Annotated in this window: 18 protein-coding genes, 3 pseudogenes and 1 riboswitch; of the genes and pseudogenes, 3 read left to right on the forward strand and 18 right to left on the reverse strand. The window is 43.9% G+C overall.

Going from position 1 to position 20,000, the window contains the following annotated elements:
• Positions 1 to 31: 31 nt before the first annotated feature.
• From ACEWFH_RS21920 to ACEWFH_RS21935, 4 genes are read right to left on the reverse strand one after another with little or no spacing between them, the layout of a single operon-like run.
• Positions 32 to 337 (reverse strand): YerC/YecD family TrpR-related protein, encoded by a 306-nt coding sequence (locus tag ACEWFH_RS21920; RefSeq protein ID WP_473725679.1) that lies wholly within the window; start codon positions 335 to 337, stop codon positions 32 to 34.
• An 18-nt stretch (positions 338 to 355) separates the two neighbouring features.
• The gene (locus ACEWFH_RS21925) at positions 356 to 1,168 is read right to left on the reverse strand and encodes a DUF3048 domain-containing protein (protein WP_473725680.1); all 813 of its coding nucleotides are present in this window, start codon (positions 1,166 to 1,168) and stop codon (positions 356 to 358) included.
• A gap of 47 nt (positions 1,169 to 1,215) precedes the next feature.
• Positions 1,216 to 1,374, reverse strand: coding sequence for a lipoprotein (locus tag ACEWFH_RS21930; protein ID WP_473725681.1), 159 nt, complete (start codon positions 1,372 to 1,374; stop codon positions 1,216 to 1,218).
• Between the two features lie 49 nt (positions 1,375 to 1,423).
• Entirely contained in the window at positions 1,424 to 3,172 is a 1,749-nt protein-coding gene (locus ACEWFH_RS21935) for an adenine deaminase C-terminal domain-containing protein (protein WP_473725682.1), read from the reverse strand.
• A 90-nt stretch (positions 3,173 to 3,262) separates the two neighbouring features.
• Between ACEWFH_RS21935 and ACEWFH_RS21940 the strand changes: the two genes are divergently transcribed.
• The 3 genes from ACEWFH_RS21940 to ACEWFH_RS21950 all read left to right on the forward strand — a co-directional run bounded on the left by ACEWFH_RS21940 (position 3,263) and on the right by ACEWFH_RS21950 (position 4,984).
• Positions 3,263 to 3,523: a YgaP family membrane protein gene (locus tag ACEWFH_RS21940; protein ID WP_473725683.1), complete on the forward strand. Its 261-nt coding sequence runs from the start codon at positions 3,263 to 3,265 to the stop codon at positions 3,521 to 3,523.
• Between the two features lie 17 nt (positions 3,524 to 3,540).
• On the forward strand, positions 3,541 to 4,812 hold the full coding sequence (locus tag ACEWFH_RS21945) for an MFS transporter (protein WP_473725684.1): 1,272 nt from the start codon (positions 3,541 to 3,543) through the stop codon (positions 4,810 to 4,812).
• A gap of 67 nt (positions 4,813 to 4,879) precedes the next feature.
• Positions 4,880 to 4,984 (forward strand): EYxxD motif small membrane protein, encoded by a 105-nt coding sequence (locus ACEWFH_RS21950; protein WP_353958323.1) that lies wholly within the window; start codon positions 4,880 to 4,882, stop codon positions 4,982 to 4,984.
• Here the strand turns inward: ACEWFH_RS21950 and purD are convergent.
• The 14 genes and pseudogenes from purD to ACEWFH_RS22020 form a co-directional block, all read right to left on the reverse strand.
• A complete protein-coding gene (purD, locus tag ACEWFH_RS21955) occupies positions 4,962 to 6,230 on the reverse strand; it encodes a phosphoribosylamine--glycine ligase (RefSeq protein ID WP_473727398.1) in 1,269 nt (422 codons plus the stop codon). The two genes, ACEWFH_RS21950 and purD, sit on opposite strands and share 23 nt — an antisense overlap.
• Before the next feature lie 489 nt (positions 6,231 to 6,719).
• Positions 6,720 to 8,256, reverse strand: a pseudogene (gene purH, locus ACEWFH_RS21960) (bifunctional phosphoribosylaminoimidazolecarboxamide formyltransferase/IMP cyclohydrolase).
• Positions 8,253 to 8,843: a phosphoribosylglycinamide formyltransferase gene (gene purN, locus ACEWFH_RS21965; RefSeq protein WP_473725685.1), complete on the reverse strand. Its 591-nt coding sequence runs from the start codon at positions 8,841 to 8,843 to the stop codon at positions 8,253 to 8,255. Before purN ends, purH begins: the two are co-directional and overlap by 4 nt.
• Positions 8,840 to 9,880: a phosphoribosylformylglycinamidine cyclo-ligase gene (gene purM / locus ACEWFH_RS21970; RefSeq protein ID WP_473725686.1), complete on the reverse strand. Its 1,041-nt coding sequence runs from the start codon at positions 9,878 to 9,880 to the stop codon at positions 8,840 to 8,842. Before purM ends, purN begins: the two co-directional genes overlap by 4 nt.
• Positions 9,881 to 9,894: 14 nt before the next feature.
• Positions 9,895 to 11,313, reverse strand: coding sequence for an amidophosphoribosyltransferase (gene purF, locus ACEWFH_RS21975; protein WP_473725687.1), 1,419 nt, complete (start codon positions 11,311 to 11,313; stop codon positions 9,895 to 9,897).
• A pseudogene (gene purL, locus ACEWFH_RS21980) lies at positions 11,289 to 13,518 on the reverse strand (phosphoribosylformylglycinamidine synthase subunit PurL). The gene purF and the pseudogene purL overlap by 25 nt, the downstream one beginning before the upstream one ends.
• Complete coding sequence (purQ, locus tag ACEWFH_RS21985; protein WP_473725688.1) at positions 13,502 to 14,185, reverse strand: phosphoribosylformylglycinamidine synthase subunit PurQ; 684 nt, start codon at positions 14,183 to 14,185, stop codon at positions 13,502 to 13,504. Before purQ ends, purL begins: the two are co-directional and overlap by 17 nt.
• On the reverse strand, positions 14,182 to 14,436 hold the full coding sequence (purS, locus tag ACEWFH_RS21990) for a phosphoribosylformylglycinamidine synthase subunit PurS (RefSeq protein WP_137791366.1): 255 nt from the start codon (positions 14,434 to 14,436) through the stop codon (positions 14,182 to 14,184). Before purS ends, purQ begins: the two co-directional genes overlap by 4 nt.
• Positions 14,424 to 15,146 carry a phosphoribosylaminoimidazolesuccinocarboxamide synthase gene (gene purC / locus ACEWFH_RS21995; protein WP_473725689.1) on the reverse strand — a complete coding sequence of 241 codons (723 nt, stop codon included), beginning with the start codon at positions 15,144 to 15,146 and terminating at the stop codon, positions 14,424 to 14,426. The genes purS and purC overlap by 13 nt, the downstream gene beginning before the upstream one ends.
• Positions 15,147 to 15,484: 338 nt before the next feature.
• Positions 15,485 to 16,777, reverse strand: a complete 1,293-nt coding sequence (gene purB, locus ACEWFH_RS22000; protein WP_066390818.1) for an adenylosuccinate lyase — start codon at positions 16,775 to 16,777, stop codon at positions 15,485 to 15,487.
• The gene (gene purK / locus ACEWFH_RS22005; protein ID WP_473727399.1) at positions 16,774 to 17,928 is read right to left on the reverse strand and encodes a 5-(carboxyamino)imidazole ribonucleotide synthase; all 1,155 of its coding nucleotides are present in this window, start codon (positions 17,926 to 17,928) and stop codon (positions 16,774 to 16,776) included. Before purK ends, purB begins: the two co-directional genes overlap by 4 nt.
• Positions 17,921 to 18,405: pseudogene (gene purE, locus ACEWFH_RS22010) on the reverse strand (5-(carboxyamino)imidazole ribonucleotide mutase). Before purE ends, purK begins: the two are co-directional and overlap by 8 nt.
• Before the next feature lie 106 nt (positions 18,406 to 18,511).
• Positions 18,512 to 18,614: riboswitch (purine riboswitch) on the reverse strand.
• An 82-nt stretch (positions 18,615 to 18,696) separates the two neighbouring features.
• The gene (locus ACEWFH_RS22015) at positions 18,697 to 18,900 is read right to left on the reverse strand and encodes an NETI motif-containing protein (RefSeq protein ID WP_473725690.1); all 204 of its coding nucleotides are present in this window, start codon (positions 18,898 to 18,900) and stop codon (positions 18,697 to 18,699) included.
• A 3-nt stretch (positions 18,901 to 18,903) separates the two neighbouring features.
• Positions 18,904 to 19,431, reverse strand: a complete 528-nt coding sequence (locus tag ACEWFH_RS22020) for a DUF2179 domain-containing protein (protein WP_066242783.1) — start codon at positions 19,429 to 19,431, stop codon at positions 18,904 to 18,906.
• Positions 19,432 to 20,000: the final 569 nt, after the last annotated feature.

A 20,000-nucleotide genomic window follows, 5' to 3' on the forward strand; every position in this document is an offset into this window, starting at 1 on the left:
AAACCCGCCACCAGGCAGGTTTTCCGCTCATTTATTTCGCTTCTTCCTCTTCATGAACACGATCCAGCACCATCGCATAAGCGTCGTTTCCGAAATTCAGACAACGCTTTACGCGTGAGATCGTTGCTGTACTCGCACCCGTTTCACCCTCGATCTTGTGATAGGTCTTTCCTTCGCGCAGCATACGTGCTACTTCAAGTCTTTGCGCCAGAGATTGAATCTCGTTCATCGTACAAAGATCATCAAAGAAACGATAGCATTCTTCCATATCCTTTAGCGATAGAACAGATTCAAACAACTGATCTAGCGCTTTTCCTCGCAGTTTATCAATTTGCATGTAACATGCACTCCTTTTTTATTGCATCTTAACCGAATTTGCCATTCCACTCGGTACAATGTTGATCCATGTTTTACCTGGAACAAACGCTCCGCCGTCCGGAACGATTTTTCCGTTTTCGTTTTTCCACGAAATGTTTTGTGCGACACCGTTCTGAATCAGAATAGCATCTCCGCCTGACGTTAAGTTGATCTCACGTCTGCCGGCATCATCGATTACCCGGTGGGCCGCTTCAACAATAAATACATTGCTTACAGTGATTGGCGTTTCGGTTTCGCGATCTATAGTCGGTTCATTGTTGCTGCTTCTCGCGTACGTCTTCTTTTTATCAGAGTACGTAAAACCTACCGTTTCTCCGCCTTTATACGAAATCGTTACTTCATCCACTTGTGTTCCCTCTATATCTGAAGCACTCTTAACCGTAAGAAATGGAAGCATATCGAGGTCATCTGAATTCTCAGCACCGATTTTCTTCATTCCTTTTTCGATATTTTCATAGGTGATGTAAGAGTTGTGAGGCGCTTTTCTAAAATCAGCTCGTTTAAAGAGACTGCCGTCATAGTCCATTCCGTTCAAATGATCGACTCTGCCGCTATAAAGAATCTCTTTCGCTTCTGGACTAAACCCGTGTGCTACGAATAACGAGTTATACCCTTCAGAGAGTTCAATATAATAATCTCTTGCGCTCCGAACAGGACCTACCACGTCCGGCATTTCACTTTGGAAAATAGCTAGAAAACGAGTGAGTTCTCCCTCAGCTAATACTTCGTACACAATGTCTGCTTTATGAAGTCCTGATTGAGGTCTTGCTTTCGAGTGGTTGTTCACCATAACAGCAATCGCCCGGTGGTCGACCTCGTCATTCGTTCCTAAGCCAGTCAGCGGAAATACAGAAGAGTAGGTTTCTTCTTTTTTGAATCAGATGCCTCAGCTTTATCTACTTTACCGTCTTCTAATACTTTATCTCTTGCGTCTTTACATGCAGACAGCGTTAATACCGTGATCATCGCCATCAAGATGATGTACCACTTTTTCATTGGGCTCACTACCTTTGTATCGTATTATTTTGCCCAATCCTTTTCTATATTAACGCATAATCGAAGGAAAGAGTAACCCTTTCTTTTTAACATCGTAAATGCCTCTTTGCGTAATGCGGATGTATGGCAAGTGTGTGGAAGAAAAGAACAGAAGAGAATAAATCGGATCTTCGTACTGATATCCACGCTCTCTTAGGGCATTCGTCAGCCTTTTTTCTTCTTGTACTAGTTCTTCTATACCAAGATTCGACATTCCTCCCGCTAACGGAAGTTTTATTTCAGCCACGATTTCGCCCTTCTCAGCAAGTACGATGCCCCCGCCGACCTCTTTCAATCGCTCGAACGCCACTGCCATATCTTTTTTGCTCTTTCCAATTATGAGCAGATCTCCTGTGTTGGAATAGGAGCTCGCAAAGCCATACAGATTTTTAGCAAAACCTTTTACGATGGTGTTCGTTCTCCACTTTCCATCTTTATCGATCAGCATTAAGAAGCACTCATCCGATTCTTCGTTAATTTCTTCAGAAAAAGGATTGATCGATACATTATATGGCCGAGTGATGACACTATTGTACATTTCTATTCCAACAAGACCTGAAAACTGAAAGTCCTCGTCATGAAGATCCCAATTGATCTCTCTTTTTCGTATGCCATGCCCTTCCCAATCAAACGCGAAATCTTTGTCTTCACTAACATCCTCGCCGTTTTGTTTCATCCATTTTCCTTTAGCCAAAACAGATACCGGAAGTGGATTTCTAGGATCATCTAAAATATTTAAATGTGCCACACGCCCTGGAGCAATCATTCCAAAAAGATGATCCAAGCCGTAATATCGCGCAATATTATACGAAACCATCATATACGCATCAACTGGATCGATTCCTGCTTCAAGTGCGATCTCAAGCATTTTATCAGTAACGCCTTCTTCATAAAACGCTGGAGTTGAACCGTCTGTTGTGAAAAAGATTCGTTCAAAGTTCGTGATGCCTTCCTCTTTCATCTGACGCAAAAGTTTAGGCAGATCTGGACGAATGGATGAATAGCGAAGGGATACCTGAAGCCCAGCATTCAATCGGTCCATTACTTCCGTACCCGTCATCGCCTCATGATCGCAATCTACACCGAGCAAAGTCATCGCCGTTAATGTTTTTTCAGATGCTCCGGGCAGATGTCCTTCGATCTTTTTACCCGCTTTCTTCGTCTTCAGCATCCAGTGAAGCAAGGTATCATCACCCTGCAGTACGCGCGGCCAGCTCGTTAACTCTCCTCCTTGGAGAACATATGGGCTTTCAAGCAGCTGTCTTACCGATTTTTCAGAGAAATAATTCTCTTCTTCTAAAAGCTCAGTTTGCGCGTCATATCGACACCACCAGAAGAAATTAGACGGCAGTTCGTTCACGTCCTCCATAAAAGAAAGCGCTTTCGAAATACTCATTTCAAAAAGCAGCATAAAGTTATCTGCTAAAAATACAGACGTCCCGCGTTGCAATGCATATCGGGAGAGCGACTGGGGATTATAAAGTTGAAACGGATGACAATGCGGTTCAATATAACCCGGCACAACAAACTTGCCTTCGAGATCAGTAAATTCCGTTCCGGAGTCTTTTGCAGGCAGCTTATCACCCACATAGATAATACGGTCTTGAAGTATCCAAATATTTGCCTTTACCCATTTTTTAAGGGCTGTGTTTAAATAAACAGCGTTTGTTAAGACAAGTGACGGTGCCAGTTCACCTTGAATGACAGCCACTTGTTTGCGCATTTGCGCTTTTGTCCAAAACGCGATGTGTTGGTTCATGTTGGATCACCTGTCTTCTCTGAAAATTTCGTTTTTTCAAGAATACCATATTCATCAAGCAAATTGGTGAAATTCGAAAGGAGTATACTTATGAGACAAAATATTGGTTTAGTTAACAGCATGATTCGGATTATCGCCGGCTTAACACTGCTATCGGTTTATACCGCAAAACTTACACGTAAGCCATACAAAGAATCGTATATTTTAATGATTTTACTTGCGGCTATGAAAGTAGCAGAAGGTATCGTTCGCTACTGCCCGATGACAGATCTACTTCACAAAAGCAAAGAAATGAACGATATGGATCTAGGAAATATCGCAAAAGAAGGTTCACCGTTTAATCCTTCTTAATGGGAAGGAGGCACATTATGCCGACTCATTCTATTTTAAAAGGCAACAAACCGCTTCTTAGTTTATTGGTCGTTGTCTTTATTACCCATCTTGGCTCTTATCTTGTTCTACCTGTATTGCCTATCCTTTTAAAAGTGGAAACGGGATTAACCGCGGCACAGATCGGATTTACGTTAGCTGTCATCTCCGTTTTCATGCAGGTCGGTAGTGTGGTCGGAGGTGTATTCGCTGACCGGACTGGCAGACGTTTTATCATCGCACTCGGAGCTCTTATACGTGCAGGTGGACTAATTGGTTTCGCTTATTTTTCAACTTATTCACTCATTCTGTTAACTGCAGCAATCAGCGGATTAGGTCTTGGGCTAAACGCACCCTCCACTAAAGCTTTTATTTCGTCACTCGTAAAAGCAGATATGAGGTCCACAGCTTTTTCACTTCGTGGCATTTTCGCCAATATTGGCATGGCGATTGCTGGTTTAACCGTGTTTGCTTTGTTTACGGATAATTCGAGGCTCATTTTTATAACGGCAGCTGTTATTTATTTAGGCGCGAGTATCATCAGCTGGTTCTTTTTGCCGCCGGGATGCGGGGATGAGAATTGCGGTGAAGTGAAGTGGAGTGAGTACCGGCAAGCTTTAAAAAACATTCCCTTTCTCATGTTTGTTATCGCAACGATCTTTGTTTGGGCACTTTACGTTCAATTCGCATTAGTGCTTCCGCTTCGTGCTGAAAATGTGTTAGCGAACGGAAAAGATATCAGCATCATCTGGACCATCAACAGCATTACCGTAATCTTGGTGCAAACGCTCATAACCAAAAATATTATCCGAAACATTCATCCATTAACAGCTGTTGGGTTAGGTACGATCTGCATAGGCTTTTCACTTGGAAGTTTGTACTTTGCGAACACGCTGTTTTTCTTCGTATTTACCGGCCTTATCTTCATTACAGGTGAGATGCTGATCATGCCGACCCTGGATACTTCTATATCCCAGCTTGCAGCTGCTCGGTTCCTTGGGATGTTCTTCGGATTAGCAAGTGTTTTTACTGGCATCGGTGAAGCGATCGGAAACTCTCTAGGAGGCAAATTGTTTGAATTTGCAGATGGCGGAAAAAGTGCAGGACCCTATGTCACTTACGCTGTAGCTGGTGTTGCGATCTTTGTTGGCATGCAGCTGTTACGACGCTGGAAACCATTGTCCATCATCCAGCCGCCTAAACTAACACCAACAGCCGCCCCAAACACAGATTCAGCAACATCGCATCCTAATCCAATAAAAGAAGGCTGACGAAACAACGGAAAATGAAGTCCGAAGTTCGTCAGCCAAAAACTCTAATAAGGAGGTTAGCAGCACCATGAGCTCAGAATATTTAATGGATACTGCCTTTCTTTATATCTTGCTCATTGGCGGGATCATCGCCATCTCGTATGTTTTTATTAAGAAGAAACGTGTGAAATAGCTTTAAACCCGATATCTTTGCGGTAGAAAGATCCTTCGCACGCTATTTTCTCCATTTCAGCGTAAACCTTTTCCTGTGCTTCACTTAGTGATTTTCCTTTAGAAGCGACTAATAGCACTCTGCCGCCATCTGTTTGTAGAGAATCATCCGCAAACTTCGTGCCTGCATGAAACACGCTCGTTTCGCCCTGCATGTTTTGAAGTCCTTTGATCACTTGAGGTTCAGAGGACGAAACAGGATATCCATTAGAAGCTAGAACAACTCCAAGTACGGATTCTTCGGACCATTGAAGTTCCGGCTTTTTGCTGTCTAACAATGATAAAAGCAGCTCTGCTAGATCGTTTTCTAACCGCGGTAAGATGACCTGTGTTTCAGGATCACCAAAACGCGCATTAAACTCAATCACCTTTGGACCTTCTTTTGTTAAAATCAACCCTGCATAAAGAATACCAGTAAACGGTGTACCTTCTTGCCTCATCGCAGAAACCGTTGGCTCGACAATCTCTAGAATTGCCTTTTGGACAGCGGATTCTGGAATTTGCGGCACAGGAGAATATGCCCCCATTCCCCCTGTGTTCGGACCTTTGTCACCGTCATATGCACGTTTATGATCTTGAGCGATTTCCATCGGAAGCACGATTTCATCATGTACGAATGACATTAATGAAAACTCTTCACCTTCAAGAAATTCTTCAACGACGACTTTTTCGCTCGCCGCGCCAAAACGCTTGTCTACCATCAATTCGTAAAGCCCTTCTTCAGCTTCTTGCAGTGTTGTTGCTACTATAACGCCTTTACCTGCCGCAAGCCCGTCTGCTTTTAGTACGATTGGAGCGCCTTTTTCTTGAACGTAAGTAAGTGCTTCATCATAGTTCGTAAACGTTTCTGAAGATGCCGTTGGAATACCATACTTTTTCATGAGGTTTTTCGCAAACGATTTTGAGCCTTCGATCTGCGCTGCCGCTTTTGACGGACCAAATATCGCAAGACCAGCTTCTTGAAAACGATCTACGATGCCTTCTAGTAAAGGTACTTCAGGTCCAACGAATGTTAATCCGATTTCGTTTGATTTAGCAAAAGACACAAGCCCTTCTATGTCGTTTTCTTTTATGGAAACACACGTTGCTTGTTCCGCCATGCCTGGGTTTCCTGGCGCAGCAAACACTTGAGTGACACTAGGGCTGTTCGCAAACTTCCACACGAGTGCATGCTCACGCCCACCTTTGCCAATTACAAGAACTTTCATGGATGCTACCTCCTTTTTAACAGTGTTTTCATGTAGTCTTTGAAAGCTGTTGATCTCCGTTACAGGTACTCGCTTTCCGCGGGGCAGGCGGTGAGCCACATTCGTACGTTTCAAGTATAAGTGTCTCTCCTGCCTACCTGTCCCGCAGGAGTCTCGCACCTTGCACTCCATTCAACCCATCTTCGAAGAAAAGAAAAAGCTCTATTCTAAAATTTTTTTGCTTCTAAGGCGTTTTCTTTTCTTCTTCTAGCAAGCTGATTGTAGCGGAAGGTTGCCTGCCTGCCACATGAGAATCTTCTCGCAAGGCATGCGACGAGGAAGTCACTTCGTTAGCATAAATTTGTAGACGCAGAAGCAGAGAGACAACCTTGAAGCGGTCAGGTGGAGACTCCTAACGGCGCAAAGCGGCAGGAGGCTCACCGTTCGCCCCATGGAAAGCGTGCACCCTGGAGCGGAAATCAACTACTTTCAGCTAACCTTCTGTAAGAATTAATGCTTAAAGTGTCTTACCCCTGTAAACACCATCGTAATGCCGTGTTCGTCTGCTTTCTTGATTGAATCTTCATCCTTAATGGATCCGCCTGGCTGGATGATTGCTGTTACTCCAGCGCGTGCCGCTGCTTCTACCGTGTCATCCATTGGGAAGAAAGCATCTGATCCTAATGCAGAACCTTGTGCGCGATCGCCTGCTTGTTCGATGGCGATTTTAGCTGCCCCAACACGGTTCATCTGACCTGCACCAACGCCTACCGTCATTTCATTCTTCGCTAAAACAATGGCGTTTGATTTAACGTGTTTTACAACTTTCCACGCAAGCTTCAAATCTTTCCACTCTTGCTCAGTTGGTTGACGTTTTGTAGGAATCGTCACGTTCGCATCGTCTAATCCGAACACATCTTCATCCTGTACAAGCATGCCGCCAGAAACCGTTGTGATTTTTTTCGAGATTCCTTTTCCTTCTGTAAAATCTAGTTTTAATAGACGGATGTTCTTCTTTTTCGTTAAGATCGCGAGCGCCTCTTCTGTAAACGAAGGAGCAATAATGATCTCAAGGAAGATTTCGCTTAACTTCTGAGCCGTTTCTGCGTCCACTTCTGTGTTGGCCGCGATGATTCCTCCGAAGATCGAAACAGGGTCCGCTTCAAAAGCACGCGTGTATGCTTCAAGAATGGTCGTGCCCGTTCCCACTCCACATGGATTCATATGCTTAACGGCAACAACTGCAGGGTCTACGAACTCTTTTACGATAGAAAGTGCTGCATCAGCATCATTAATGTTGTTGTAAGAAAGCTCTTTACCGTGAAGCTGTTCAGCATCAGTTAAAGAAAGTGTGTTCTTAAGTGGCGTCGAGTAAAAGCTGCTTTTTGATGAGGGTTCTCCCCATAACGAAGATCTTGCTTCTTTTCATACGTTACTGTGAACGATTCTGGATGCTCTTCTTCTACAGCAGTTGTTAAGTATTCTGCAATTAACGCATCATAAGCTGCAGTATGACGGAATGTTTTCGCTGCAAGTCTACGGCGCGTCTCTTCACTTACTGCACCTGCACTATCAAGCTCACCCGCTACCGTCTCATAATCTTTTGGATCTACCACAACCGTTACAAATGCATGATTTTTCGCTGCTGAACGAAGCATACTTGGTCCGCCGATATCAATGTTTTCAATCGCATCAGAAAATGTTGTGTCTTCTTTTGCAATCGTTTCTTTAAACGGATAAAGGTTCACGACAACAAGATCGATCGGAGAGATCTCATTTTCTTGCATCGCTGTTTGATGTGTCTCATTATCGCGGACAGCGAGTAAACCCCATGAATTTTGGGATGCAACGTTTTTACACGTCCGTCCATGATCTCAGGAAATCCAGTCACTTCAGAAATGCCGATTACAGGGATACCAGCGTCTTCTAAAGTTTTCTTTGTTCCGCCTGTAGAGATGATCTCTACCCCATGACTTGCTAGTTTTTCTGCAAAAGGAAGTAATCCTTCTTTGTTTGATACTGAAATGAGTGCTCGTTTGATGCTCATCGTACGATGCCTCCTACGGTGTCTTTTTGTAATAGTTTGTTAATGATGGCTGGGTACAATTGATGTTCTGCTTTCTGTATACGCTGCTGCAGCGTTTCCTCTGTATCTCCAGGCAACACAGGAATCTTCACTTGTTCGATGATCGGTCCTGTGTCCATCCCACTGTCTACATAATGAACGGTTACACCTGTTTCTGCAACATTCGCTTCAAGCGCCTGTCCTACAGCATTCTTACCAGGAAAAGCAGGCAGATAGGATGGGTGGATATTGACGATTTTGCCTTCATAAGCACCTAATAAAACCTCGCCAATCAGTCGCATATAACCTGCCAATACGATGAATTCCACACCATACGCTTGCAGCTCACTTACGATTTCTTTTTCGAAGTCAGCTTTTGTTGCAAAGGTTTTTGGCATGAACGTAAAAATAGGAATCTGCAGCTTGCGTGCACGGTCCACCACTTTTGCGCCTGGCTTATCACACACTAAAAGCTGAATATCCGCTTGAAGCTCTCCTGCTTCAACCGCATCCGCAAGGGCTTGAAAGTTACTTCCGCTTCCAGAAGCAAATACAGCTATTTTTCTCATTCGATACTTCCTCCGCCAAAGATCACACCTTCACCTTGTTTAACGCGCCCAATGATGTAAGGTTTTTCGCCTGTTTCTTCTAAAAGACGGATGATCGGAAGCATATTTTCTTCTGAAACCGAGAGCACCATACCAATTCCCATGTTAAACGTTGTAAACATCTCTTTACGCGTCAAGTTCCCTTTTTCCTCAATCAGATCAAAGATAGCAGGAACCGGCCATGAGCCATAATCTACTTCAGCAGCAAGACCTTCAGGCAGCATACGAGGAATGTTTTCAATAAAACCGCCGCCTGTAATGTGAGCGACTCCGTTCACTTCAAACTGATTAAACACTTCAAGCAACGGTTTTACATAAATGCGTGTTGGCGTTAAAAGCTCTTCACCAAGCGTTTTAGAAAAAGATTCAACATGTTCATTCAAATCAAGACCAGCGTTCTCAAATAAGACTTTACGAACAAGTGAAAAACCATTTGAATGAAGTCCGTTCGAAGCAAGCCCGATCAATACGTCATTCTCGCTAATAGAAGACCCGTTTATGAGCTTTGATTTCTCGGCTATTCCAACGGTAAATCCAGCAAGATCATACTCTTCACTGTTATACATGCCAGGCATCTCTGCAGTTTCTCCGCCGATTAGCGCGCATCCCGCTTGCTCACAGCCATCTGCAATACCTTTTACAATCTGCTCAATCTTCTCAGGGTGAAGTGTGCCGCAAGCAATATAGTCCAGGAAATAAAGCGGCTCCGCTCCTTGCGCTACGATGTCGTTTACGCACATGGCAACGGCATCCACACCAATCGTGTCGTGCTTATCAGCAGCAAATGCGAGCATCAATTTTGTCCCTACACCATCTGTTCCCGAAACGAGCACGGGCTCTTTATGTGAGAATCCGGAAAGATCAAACATCGCACCAAATCCACCGAGTCCTGCCAGCACTTCTGGACGTTTTGTTCGGAGCGCGTGCTTCTTGATGCGATTCACCGCTTCATATCCTGCTTCGATGTTCACTCCTGCTTGCTTATATGCTTCTGCCATCGTCTTCTCCCCCTTTAAACAAGCTCTTTCTCATATGGTAAAACTGTATCTGGGTAAATTTCTGTTGGATATCGTCCTGTAAAGCATGCTAAACATTGGCCGCAGTTTGGCTCAGCATTGGAACGTCCGATTCCTTCCATCAGCCCTTCTACCGAAATAAACGATAGTGAATCCGCACCGATAATTTCACGGATCTCATCAACGGAATGCTTCGCAGCGATAAGTTCAGCGCGTTCTGACGTATCAATGCCGTAGTAGCATGGATGGGCAATCGGCGGTGCTGTTATGCGTACATGAACCTCTGTAGCGCCAGCGGCACGCAACATCTTAACAATACGGCGGCTCGTCGTCCCACGTACGATTGAATCATCGACCATCACGACGCGCTTGCCTTCTACGATTCCACGAACGGGCGAAAGCTTCATCTTTACCCCAAGTTCGCGAAGCTCTTGAGAAGGCTGAATGAACGTACGGCCAACATAACGGTTTTTGATCAAACCGATTTCATACGGAATACCAGATGCTTCCGCATAACCGATCGCAGCTGAGATACTAGAATCAGGCACACCTGTTACGACATCCGCTTCAATCGGTGCTTCTTCATACATCTTTTTTCCGAGGCTTTTACGAGCCGCATGAACGTTTATTCCTTCAATGTTGCTGTCTGGTCTTGAAAAATAAATATATTCCATCGAACACATGGAGCGTTGTACGGAAGTTGAGAATGTATCAACCGTTAATCCATCTTCATTAATAATCAAAAGTTCTCCCGGCTGAACGTCACGCACGTATGTGGCACCAACTACGTCGAACGCACACGTTTCAGAAGCGACAACATACGCATCTCCCAGCATGCCTAGAGACAATGGACGCAATCCGTTCGGATCTAGTGCTACCATCATTTCATTTTCTGTCATGACTAAGAATGCATACGCGCCTTTTAGCATCGTTAATGCGTTTTGTACTTTTTCTTTTAAATTAAAATAACCGCTGCGCTTGATCAGATGAGCAAGGACTTCTGTATCCGATGTTGTTTGAAAGATGCTTCCTTGTGATTCCAGCTGATGCTTTAACGCATTGGCATTCACCAAATTCCCGTTATGCGCAAGAGCCAGAGAGCTCGTTTGCGAACGGAACAATAAAGGCTGAACGTTGGCAAGCTCATTGCCACCAGCAGTGGAATACCGGACATGGCCGATTGCACCATGTCCGATCAATCCTTCTAGTTCACCTTTGCTAAACACATCGTTTACTAAGCCGCTTCCTTTATGAATGCGTAAACGCTCACCGTCTGTTACAACGATTCCTGCTCCTTCTTGTCCGCGGTGCTGCAGGCTGTGCAGACCGTAATACGTTAGTTGCGCAGCATCTGGGTGACCCCAAATACCAAACACACCACATTCTTCGTTTAAGCCTTTGATGTCAGCAAGCATGGAATAGCTCCTTTCCAGGCGTCTTGCATCTCCTGGAGCGTACAGGATAACAACTCTTCACCCTGCTCATTATCGATCGCAAGACCGCTCTCAGAACGTACAAAACCTATAATTTTCGCGTCTTTTACAAGCTGTTGGAACTCATCTTGATGTTCAGGTTTTACTGTAACTAAGAAACGGGATTGAGATTCACCGAAAAGACTGCCGATCGGCTCGTCTGTCAGCGTAACGCTCGCTCCTACTTTACCGTCCATCACAGACTCAGCAAGTGCTACAGACAATCCGCCTTCTGCTACGTCATGCGCAGATTGAATTAATCCTTTATGAATCGCCGCTAAAAGCTCACGTTGTCTTGTTTCTTCTACTTCTAGATCGATGTGAGGCGCTTTACCGAAAATGCGTCCTTCTTTCATCTTTTGAAGCTCACTTCCGCCGAATTCAGCTTTGCTCTCACCAATTAGATAGATGATGTCGCCCGCTTCTTTAAAATCTTGCGTCACGATATGTTTCGTATCTTCAATCAAACCAACCATTCCGATAACAGGCGTTGGATAAACGGCTACACCGTTTGTTTCGTTATAAAGAGACACGTTTCCACCGATAACTGGTGTTGCAAGTTTGTTGCATGCCGCGCTCATACCGTCAGCTGATTTTTCAAGCTGCCAGAAGATCTCTGGCTTTTCTGGATTTCCGTAGTTTAAGCAGTCTGTAACCGCAAGCGGCTGTGCACCAGAACATACGAGATTACGAGCTGCTTCAGCAACAGCAATCATTCCGCCCACTTCAGGGTCTAAATACAGATAGCGAGAGTTACAATCTGTTGTCATAGCAAGTGCTTTTTTCGTTCCTCTTATTCTTACAACTGCTGCATCAGATCCTGGTGCTACAACGGTATTCGTGCGCACCATGTAGTCGTACTGGTTGTAAACCCACTCTTTGCTCGCGATCGTAGGCTGCTTCAAAAGTGATAGCAACGTAGATTTAAAGCTAGTAATCTCTGGGAGTAATCACCTTGCGCTTGGAACTCACCATAATAAGCCGGCTCTTTTGATGGCTTATGATAAACCGGAGCATCTTCTGCAAGAGCATCTACCGGTACATCTGCTACGATCTCACCATTATGCGTAAGACGCAGTACTTTTTCCTCGATAACCGTTCCAACCGTTACGCAATCCAGATCCCATTTTGCAAAGATCTTTTCAACTTCATGCTCGCGGCCTTTTTCAACAACTAAAAGCATACGCTCTTGAGATTCTGAAAGCATCATCTCGTATGCCGTCATGCCTGTTTCGCGCTGTGGAATAAGATCAAGGTTCATCTCGATACCCATACCCGCTTTACTTGCCATCTCAGCGGACGAGCTTGTAAGACCTGCCGCACCCATATCTTGAATTCCAACAAGCGCATCACAGTTATGAATGAGCTCTAAGCATGCTTCCATAACGAGCTTTTCCATGAACGGGTCACCAACTTGAACTGCTGGACGTTTTTCTTCTGATGCTTCAGAAAGCTCTTCCGATGCAAACGTTGCTCCGTGAATTCCGTCACGGCCAGTTTTCGCCCCAACGTACATGACAGAGTTGCCAGCACCCTTCGCTTGACCCTTCTTAATGTCTTTGTGATCGATCAGACCGACACACATCGCGTTAACGAGGGATTCCCTTCATATGATGGATCGAATTGAACTTCTCCGCCTACCGTTGGAATTCCGATACAGTTGCCGTAGCCTGCGATACCTGCTACAACTTGCTCGAACAAATACTTTACACGCGGTGATTCTAATTCACCGAAACGAAGCGAGTTCAGCATCGCGATCGGACGCGCTCCCATCGAGAAAACGTCACGAATGATTCCGCCAACACCAGTTGCAGCTCCTTGGTAAGGCTCGATCGCTGATGGATGGTTGTGAGATTCGATCTTAAAAACAACCGCTTGACCGTCGCCGATATCCACGATTCCAGCACCTTCACCAGGACCTTGAAGCACACGCTCACCCTTCGTCGGGAACTTGCTTAGTACTGGTTTTGAGTTTTTATAAGAACAATGCTCACTCCACATAACAGAGAATAGTCCTGTTTCCGTCCAGTTAGGAGATCTGCCGATAATCTTTTCTACGAGTTCAAACTCTGAATCACTTAAACCCATTTCACGGTATAATTTTTGCTCTTTAATTTGTGAACTTGTTGGTTCATGTTGCAGCGACATAACGTTCCCTCCAGCTCTTCACAATAGATTGAAATAATTTAAGACCATCTTTGCTTCCTAAAAGCTCATCAACCGCGCGCTCTGGATGCGGCATCATGCCGAGTACGTTACCTTCTTTGTTCGTAATACCCGCAATGTTTTCAACCGATCCGTTTGGATTGTTTTTATACGTAAATACGATCTGATTGTTTGCTTTTAGTCCTTCTAACGTTTCTTCATCGCAATAATAGTTGCCTTCACCATGTGCCACAGGAACAGAGATCACTTCTCCTTTTTCGTATTGAGTCGTGAAGATTGTCGATGTGTTCTCTACCACAAGCTCTTCTGGCTGGCAGATGAATTTCAATGATTCGTTGCGACGCATTGCTCCTGGCAGAAGTCCTGTTTCTAGCAAAATCTGAAATCCGTTACAAACACCTAGAACAGGCTTTCCTTCGCGTGCCGCCTTTACCACTTCAGTCATCACGTTAGAAAATTGCGCGATGGCGCCAGTGCGGAGGTAATCTCCATAAGAGAAACCGCCTGGCAATAAAATACCGTCAAATTGGCTTAAGTCCGTTGCATCATGCCAAACGTACTCAACTTCAGCGCCAAGCTCATCTTTTACAGCATGATACATATCTGTGTCACAGTTTGATCCTGGAAAAACGATTACAGCAAACTTCACTGTGCGACAACCTCCTCCACCTCATATCGGTAGTCTTCAATAACCGGATTGGATAAAAGTTTCGAACACATGTTAACGATTTTCTCATCTAAATCGTAATCACCTTTTTGAAGCGTTAACTCCAGATACTTACCAATACGTACATCTTCAACCTCTGACTGTCCCATTTTGTGAAGCGAGCTCATTACTGCCTTACCTTGTGGATCTAATACACTCTCTCTTAATGTTACATACACCTTTACTTTGTACATGATAGGCCTCCTAGACGTTGTAGTATTTTTTCATAAGCATCTGTTAAACTTCCTAATTCACGGCGGAATACATCTTTATCGAGTTTTTCGTTCGTTTCTGCATCCCACAAACGGCATGTATCAGGCGAAATCTCGTCAGCTAGCATTAGTTCTCCGTTTGAATCCGTTCCAAACTCCAGCTTAAAATCGACGAGCTTTACGTTTTTTTGAGCAAAATAAGATGTTAACACTTCGTTGATCTGTAAAGCTTGTTCTGAAATCTGAATGAGCTGTTCTTTACTAGCCAAATTCATGATGTCGATGTGCTCTTCTGTAATAAGCGGATCTCCAAGATCATCATTTTTGTAATAAAACTCAATGATTGTTCGTGGAAGGATCTGTCCCTCTGGAATCCCGGTGCGCTTTGATAAAGAACCGGCAGCGATGTTGCGAACAACTACTTCTAAGGGGATGATGGTCACCTTCTTTACGAGCTGCTCTGTTTCGGATACTCGTTTTACAAAGTGAGACTGAATGCCTTTTTCTTTCAGCAGTTCAAAAAGAATAGAAGAGATCTCGTTGTTCAGTCTTCCTTTTCCTTCGATCTCGGCTTTCTTTTCACCATTGAACGCTGTCGCTGAATCTTTGTAGCTTACCCAGACCACTTCTTCATCTGTTGTGCGGTAAATTCGTTTCGCTTTTCCTTCATAAAGCTGCTCTAACTTCTCCATCCTGATCCCTCCGATATGTGAACATTCCCAATATTCGATCTACTAAAAAAGGCAAAGAGAAAGAGAGCTCAAAATATCACTCTCTTTTAGTTGAAGTCCTGCAAATAAGCTTGTTTAATCTTCGTAGCTTGAAAGAGGTTGATCTCCGCTCCAGGTACTCGCTTTCCGGGGGCGTGCGGTGAGCCTCTTAGCGCTATGCGCTGTTAAGAGTCTCACCTGCCCCGCTCGTCCCCCAGGAGTCTCGTACCTTCCACTCCAATCAACTTTTCAATGATGTGCAAACGTTAAAGATTTACAACTAACCATTTATAAAAGCAATTCTTCTTATATAAAACCCTTTAAAGCCCTAATCTGTCGAAGATTGTGTCTACGTGTGACAGATGATAACTGTAGTCAAAGCATTCAGAGATTTCTTCAGGTGTTAATTTTTCAGTAATTTTTTGTTCAGCTTCTACTAAAGTTCTGAACTGTACGCCTTCTTCCCATGCTTGCATCGCTTTTGGCTGTACGGTGTCGTACGCTTCTTCACGTGCCATTCCTTTATCGATCAATTTGAGAAGTACGCGCTGTGAGTAGATCAATCCGTACGTGCGCTCCATGTTGCGCTTCATGTTCTCTGGGAACACGGTTAAGTTCTTAATGATGTTGCCAAAACGGTTGAGCATGTAGTTCAATGCAATCGTCGCATCCGGTAAAATCACACGCTCAGCTGATGAATGCGAGATGTCACGCTCATGCCATAGTGATACGTTCTCATATGCTGTCATCATATAACCACGGATCACACGAGCTAACCCTGTCATGTTTTCAGATCCGATCGGGTTACGTTTATGCGGCATAGCTGAAGATCCTTTTTGACCTTTTGCAAAGAACTCTTCTACTTCACGCGTCTCACTCTTTTGAAGACCGCGAACTTCTGTAGCGAACTTTTCGATGCTCGTTGCGATTAGTGCCAACGTTGACATGTAGTGTGCGTGACGGTCACGCTGCAATGTTTGTGTTGAGATTGGTGAAGCTTCAAGACCTAGCTTTTCACACACATATTTTTCAACGAAAGGATCGATGTTTGCATACGTTCCAACGGCTCCAGAAATTTTACCGAAACGAACCGTATCAGACGCTTGCTTAAAGCGTTCCACGTTGCGCTTCATCTCTTCGTACCAAAGAGCAAGCTTCAATCCAAATGTTGTCGGCTCAGCATGTACCCCGTGCGTACGACCCATCATAACGGTATATTTATGTTCTTTCGCTTTCTCAGCTAGAATCTCAACAAAACGATCAAGGTCTTTCGCTAAGATATCGTTTGCTTGTTTCAGAAGGTAAGATAGTGCTGTATCAACTACGTCTGTTGAAGTAAGACCGTAATGCACCCATTTGCGCTCTTCCCCAAGTGTTTCAGATACCGCTCGTGTAAACGCAACAACATCGTGGCGCGTTTCTTCTTCGATCTCTAGGATTCGGTTAATATCGAAAGACGCGTTTTCGCGAAGCTTCTTTACGTCTTCTTTTGGAATGTCGCCTAGCTCTGCCCAAGCTTCACAAGCTAGAATCTCTACTTCAAGCCATGCTTGGTATTTGTTTTCGTCTGTCCAGATCGCTCCCATTTCAGGGCGTGTATAGCGTTCAATCATTGTGTTACCTCCGTTTTGTTATCACTTAAAAATAATGCAGACACATTTTCTGCTTTTTCTAGTGCCTGTTCAATCGTATCACCTAAAACCGTGATATGCCCCATCTTTCGTTTCGCTTTCGCTTCTTTCTTTCCGTACAGATGAAGTTTCGCTTCTCCTAAATTTCCTATCTCGCGTAACACAGTCTCATGATGTTCACCTAATATGTTGATCATCACGGCAGGTTTTATTAAATCCGTGTTGCCTAGCGGCCAGTTGCATACAGCGCGCACGTGCTGATTGAACTGCGATGTCTCACACGCTTCGATCGTATAGTGCCCAGAGTTATGCGGGCGCGGCGCGAGTTCGTTCACATAGATCTTACCGTCTTTTGCGACGAACATCTCTACGGCAAGCGTACCAACAAGCTCTAATTCCGTTGCGATTGACCCCGCTAAGAGCTTTGCTTGATCCGCAGTTTCCTGTGGTATTCGCGCCGGTGCGATCGTCTTGTGCAGGATATTATCTCTGTGTATATTCTCTGCGATTGGAAACGATTTAACCTCACCGCTCACACTTCTTGTTAAAATAACCGAAATCTCTTTTTCAAACGCTACCCAAGCTTCCAGCACACAATCAGTCTCTTTTTCTAAAAGTGTTGCCGCAATCTCAAGGTCGTTTTCCTGTTTGATCACAAACTGGCCTTTTCCGTCATAACCGCCTCTGCACGTTTTGAGTACAGAAGGATAACCTAGCTCTTTAATCGCTGCTTGTAAGGAGTTAAAATCGGAAACCGGTTTATACGGCGCTACAGGAACTCCTGCTTTTTGAAGCGTATCTTTCTCTGTTAAACGGTGCTGCGTGACTGCCAAGAGTCGGCTTCCTTGCGGTAAGTTTGCATTCTCTTCTAGCCAGTTCGCACTCACTGCATCTATGTTTTCAAACTCGTACGTTACAACATCACTACGTTCTGCAAGTTCTTTGATGCCTTCTCGATCGTCATATGCTGTGGTGATTTGTTGATCAGCGACTTGCCCACATGGTGAATTCTCGCTTGGTTCTAAAACAACAACATTTAAACCCATCTCACGAGCGCTCAACGCCATCATGCGTCCGAGCTGTCCTCCGCCTAATATACCAATTGTTTGCTGTGGTTTTATCGTCTTATACAAGCTGCTCACTACTTTCGATCGCCATTTGTTGTGCTGTGGCACGGCGTTGTTTTAATCGCTGTTTTACCCCTTCATCATGTACAGCTACCATCTGCGCAGCTAAGAGTCCTGCATTTGCTGCACCGGCTTTGCCAATTGCTACGGTCGCAACCGGAACGCCTTTTGGCATCTGTACAATCGATAAAAGCGAATCCATCCCGTTAAGAGCTTTTGACTGAACGGGAACACCGATAACCGGCAGAATCGTTTTAGCTGCAACCATTCCCGGCAAGTGAGCTGCCCCACCTGCTCCAGCAATGATTACTTCAATGCCTCTTTGTTCGGCCTCTTCTGCGTATTGGAACATAAGATCTGGTGTACGATGTGCAGAAACCACCTTTTTTCGTAAGCTACATCGAGTTCATCTAGTATGTCACATGCTTCTTTCATTGTTTCCCAATCTGAAACACTTCCCATGATCACGCCAACTTTAGCCATGGCAGCCTCCTTATTGTCAGAAAAAATAAAAAAGTCCAGTTAGTATGCTTCTCCCTAAATATGAGAGAAAGCAGCCAACTGGACATACATATCCGATAAAAATAGACAGAAAGATGCTTTCCCTCATAGTCTGATGAAATAACGGTCATCAGGTAGAGACTTACGGGCCATATTCCCGAAATTATATGAGGGCTTTATTCTTCTGGTTTTATTGTAGCAATGGATGTTTTGTTTTGTCAACAAAAATCGAACATTAAGTAGTATATAATAGTTAATGTTCGTGTTTTGGTTCTAATTTAAGAGTTTTCCTTCAAAAACAATTCGCTGTTCTTTTACTTCTGGTTCCATTCTGCCGTTGCGCTTCACTTCATGAAAAACAGGCTCTTCCATCCTTCTCACTGGCGTATAGCCTTCTGCAGCCATACGATCCAGACAATCGGAAATGGTTTCTCCTGCCTCAACAGCAAACTTCTTCTTAGAAGGTTTCTTATCCATCTGTTACCTCCTGATGCCCTTGACCCAAAATCCGCCATGAAACGCTTTCGGCTCATGTGATATAATAAACGCCTTTGGATCCAAATCTTTTACCGTATTATATAGGTTCATTTCTGATTTACGCGATGTTAAAATCTCCATCATCAGACGCTGACCCTCGCGGCCTTCTGCAAGCCAGTTTGTAACACCATATCCTTTGTTGCGAAGCTCGTTCGGCAGTCCGCCTGCAAGATCAGTTGTAATAACGTTAACCGTAGTATATCCAAGTGCCAGCTTTTCTTCAATCTTCATTCCTACTAAAACACCAATTCCATAACCAACCGCGTACGCAATCAGATTTTGGATCTCATTTAAGTTATCTAAAACAAGCCCGAGGCCTACCACATAGATAATTACCTCGAACACACTAATAAAAGCAGCCAGGTATCTTTGCCCTTTCAACGTCAGGATCATCCTGATCGTAAAAAACGAAACATACACAATATTGATCAATAATATGATCCCAACCATGACAAACGCGTTATCTAACATGATGGCAAGCCTCCCAAGGTGAAAAATACTTCGTTAAGAATAACACTTTTTGGACAAGTTGGAAACTGGAGAATAGATGCAAAAACAGTTGTGGAGTGAATGGGAGTATTGAAGGATGGTATGCAGTTGGTTTATAGGTGTTTGATAGGTGTTTGATAGGAAGTTTGGCAGGTGCCCAACAGCCATTTTACTTTATTGCAGCTTGATTGCCTGGTGTCGGAGCATAGGTAATATGTTTTTCTTGGAGGGTTACAAGTTTACTTTAAAATTAAAATGAAGAGAAAAATTGCAGTCAATTTTTCTACCTTTTTGTTCTTTAATAGCTTGATGCTTGGCATTAGCCAAGCTACCTTATTTCTTTGCTTTAAGACTTCTTTCCTTAAGTAGCTTTTTTTAGAATTGAGTCTGTTTCACAATTATTGAGTCTAAATTTAATTTTTTGAGTCTGTTTACATCTTGATTGAGTCTATTTTGAGATTATTGAGTCTGGTTGTAATCTATTGAGTCTTTGTCATCTCTATCAATAAAATAAAAAAAGATGGAACGAACATAAAGTTCGTCCCACCTTC

The sequence above is a fragment of the Fictibacillus sp. EA-CB0309 genome, assembly GCF_055814265.1.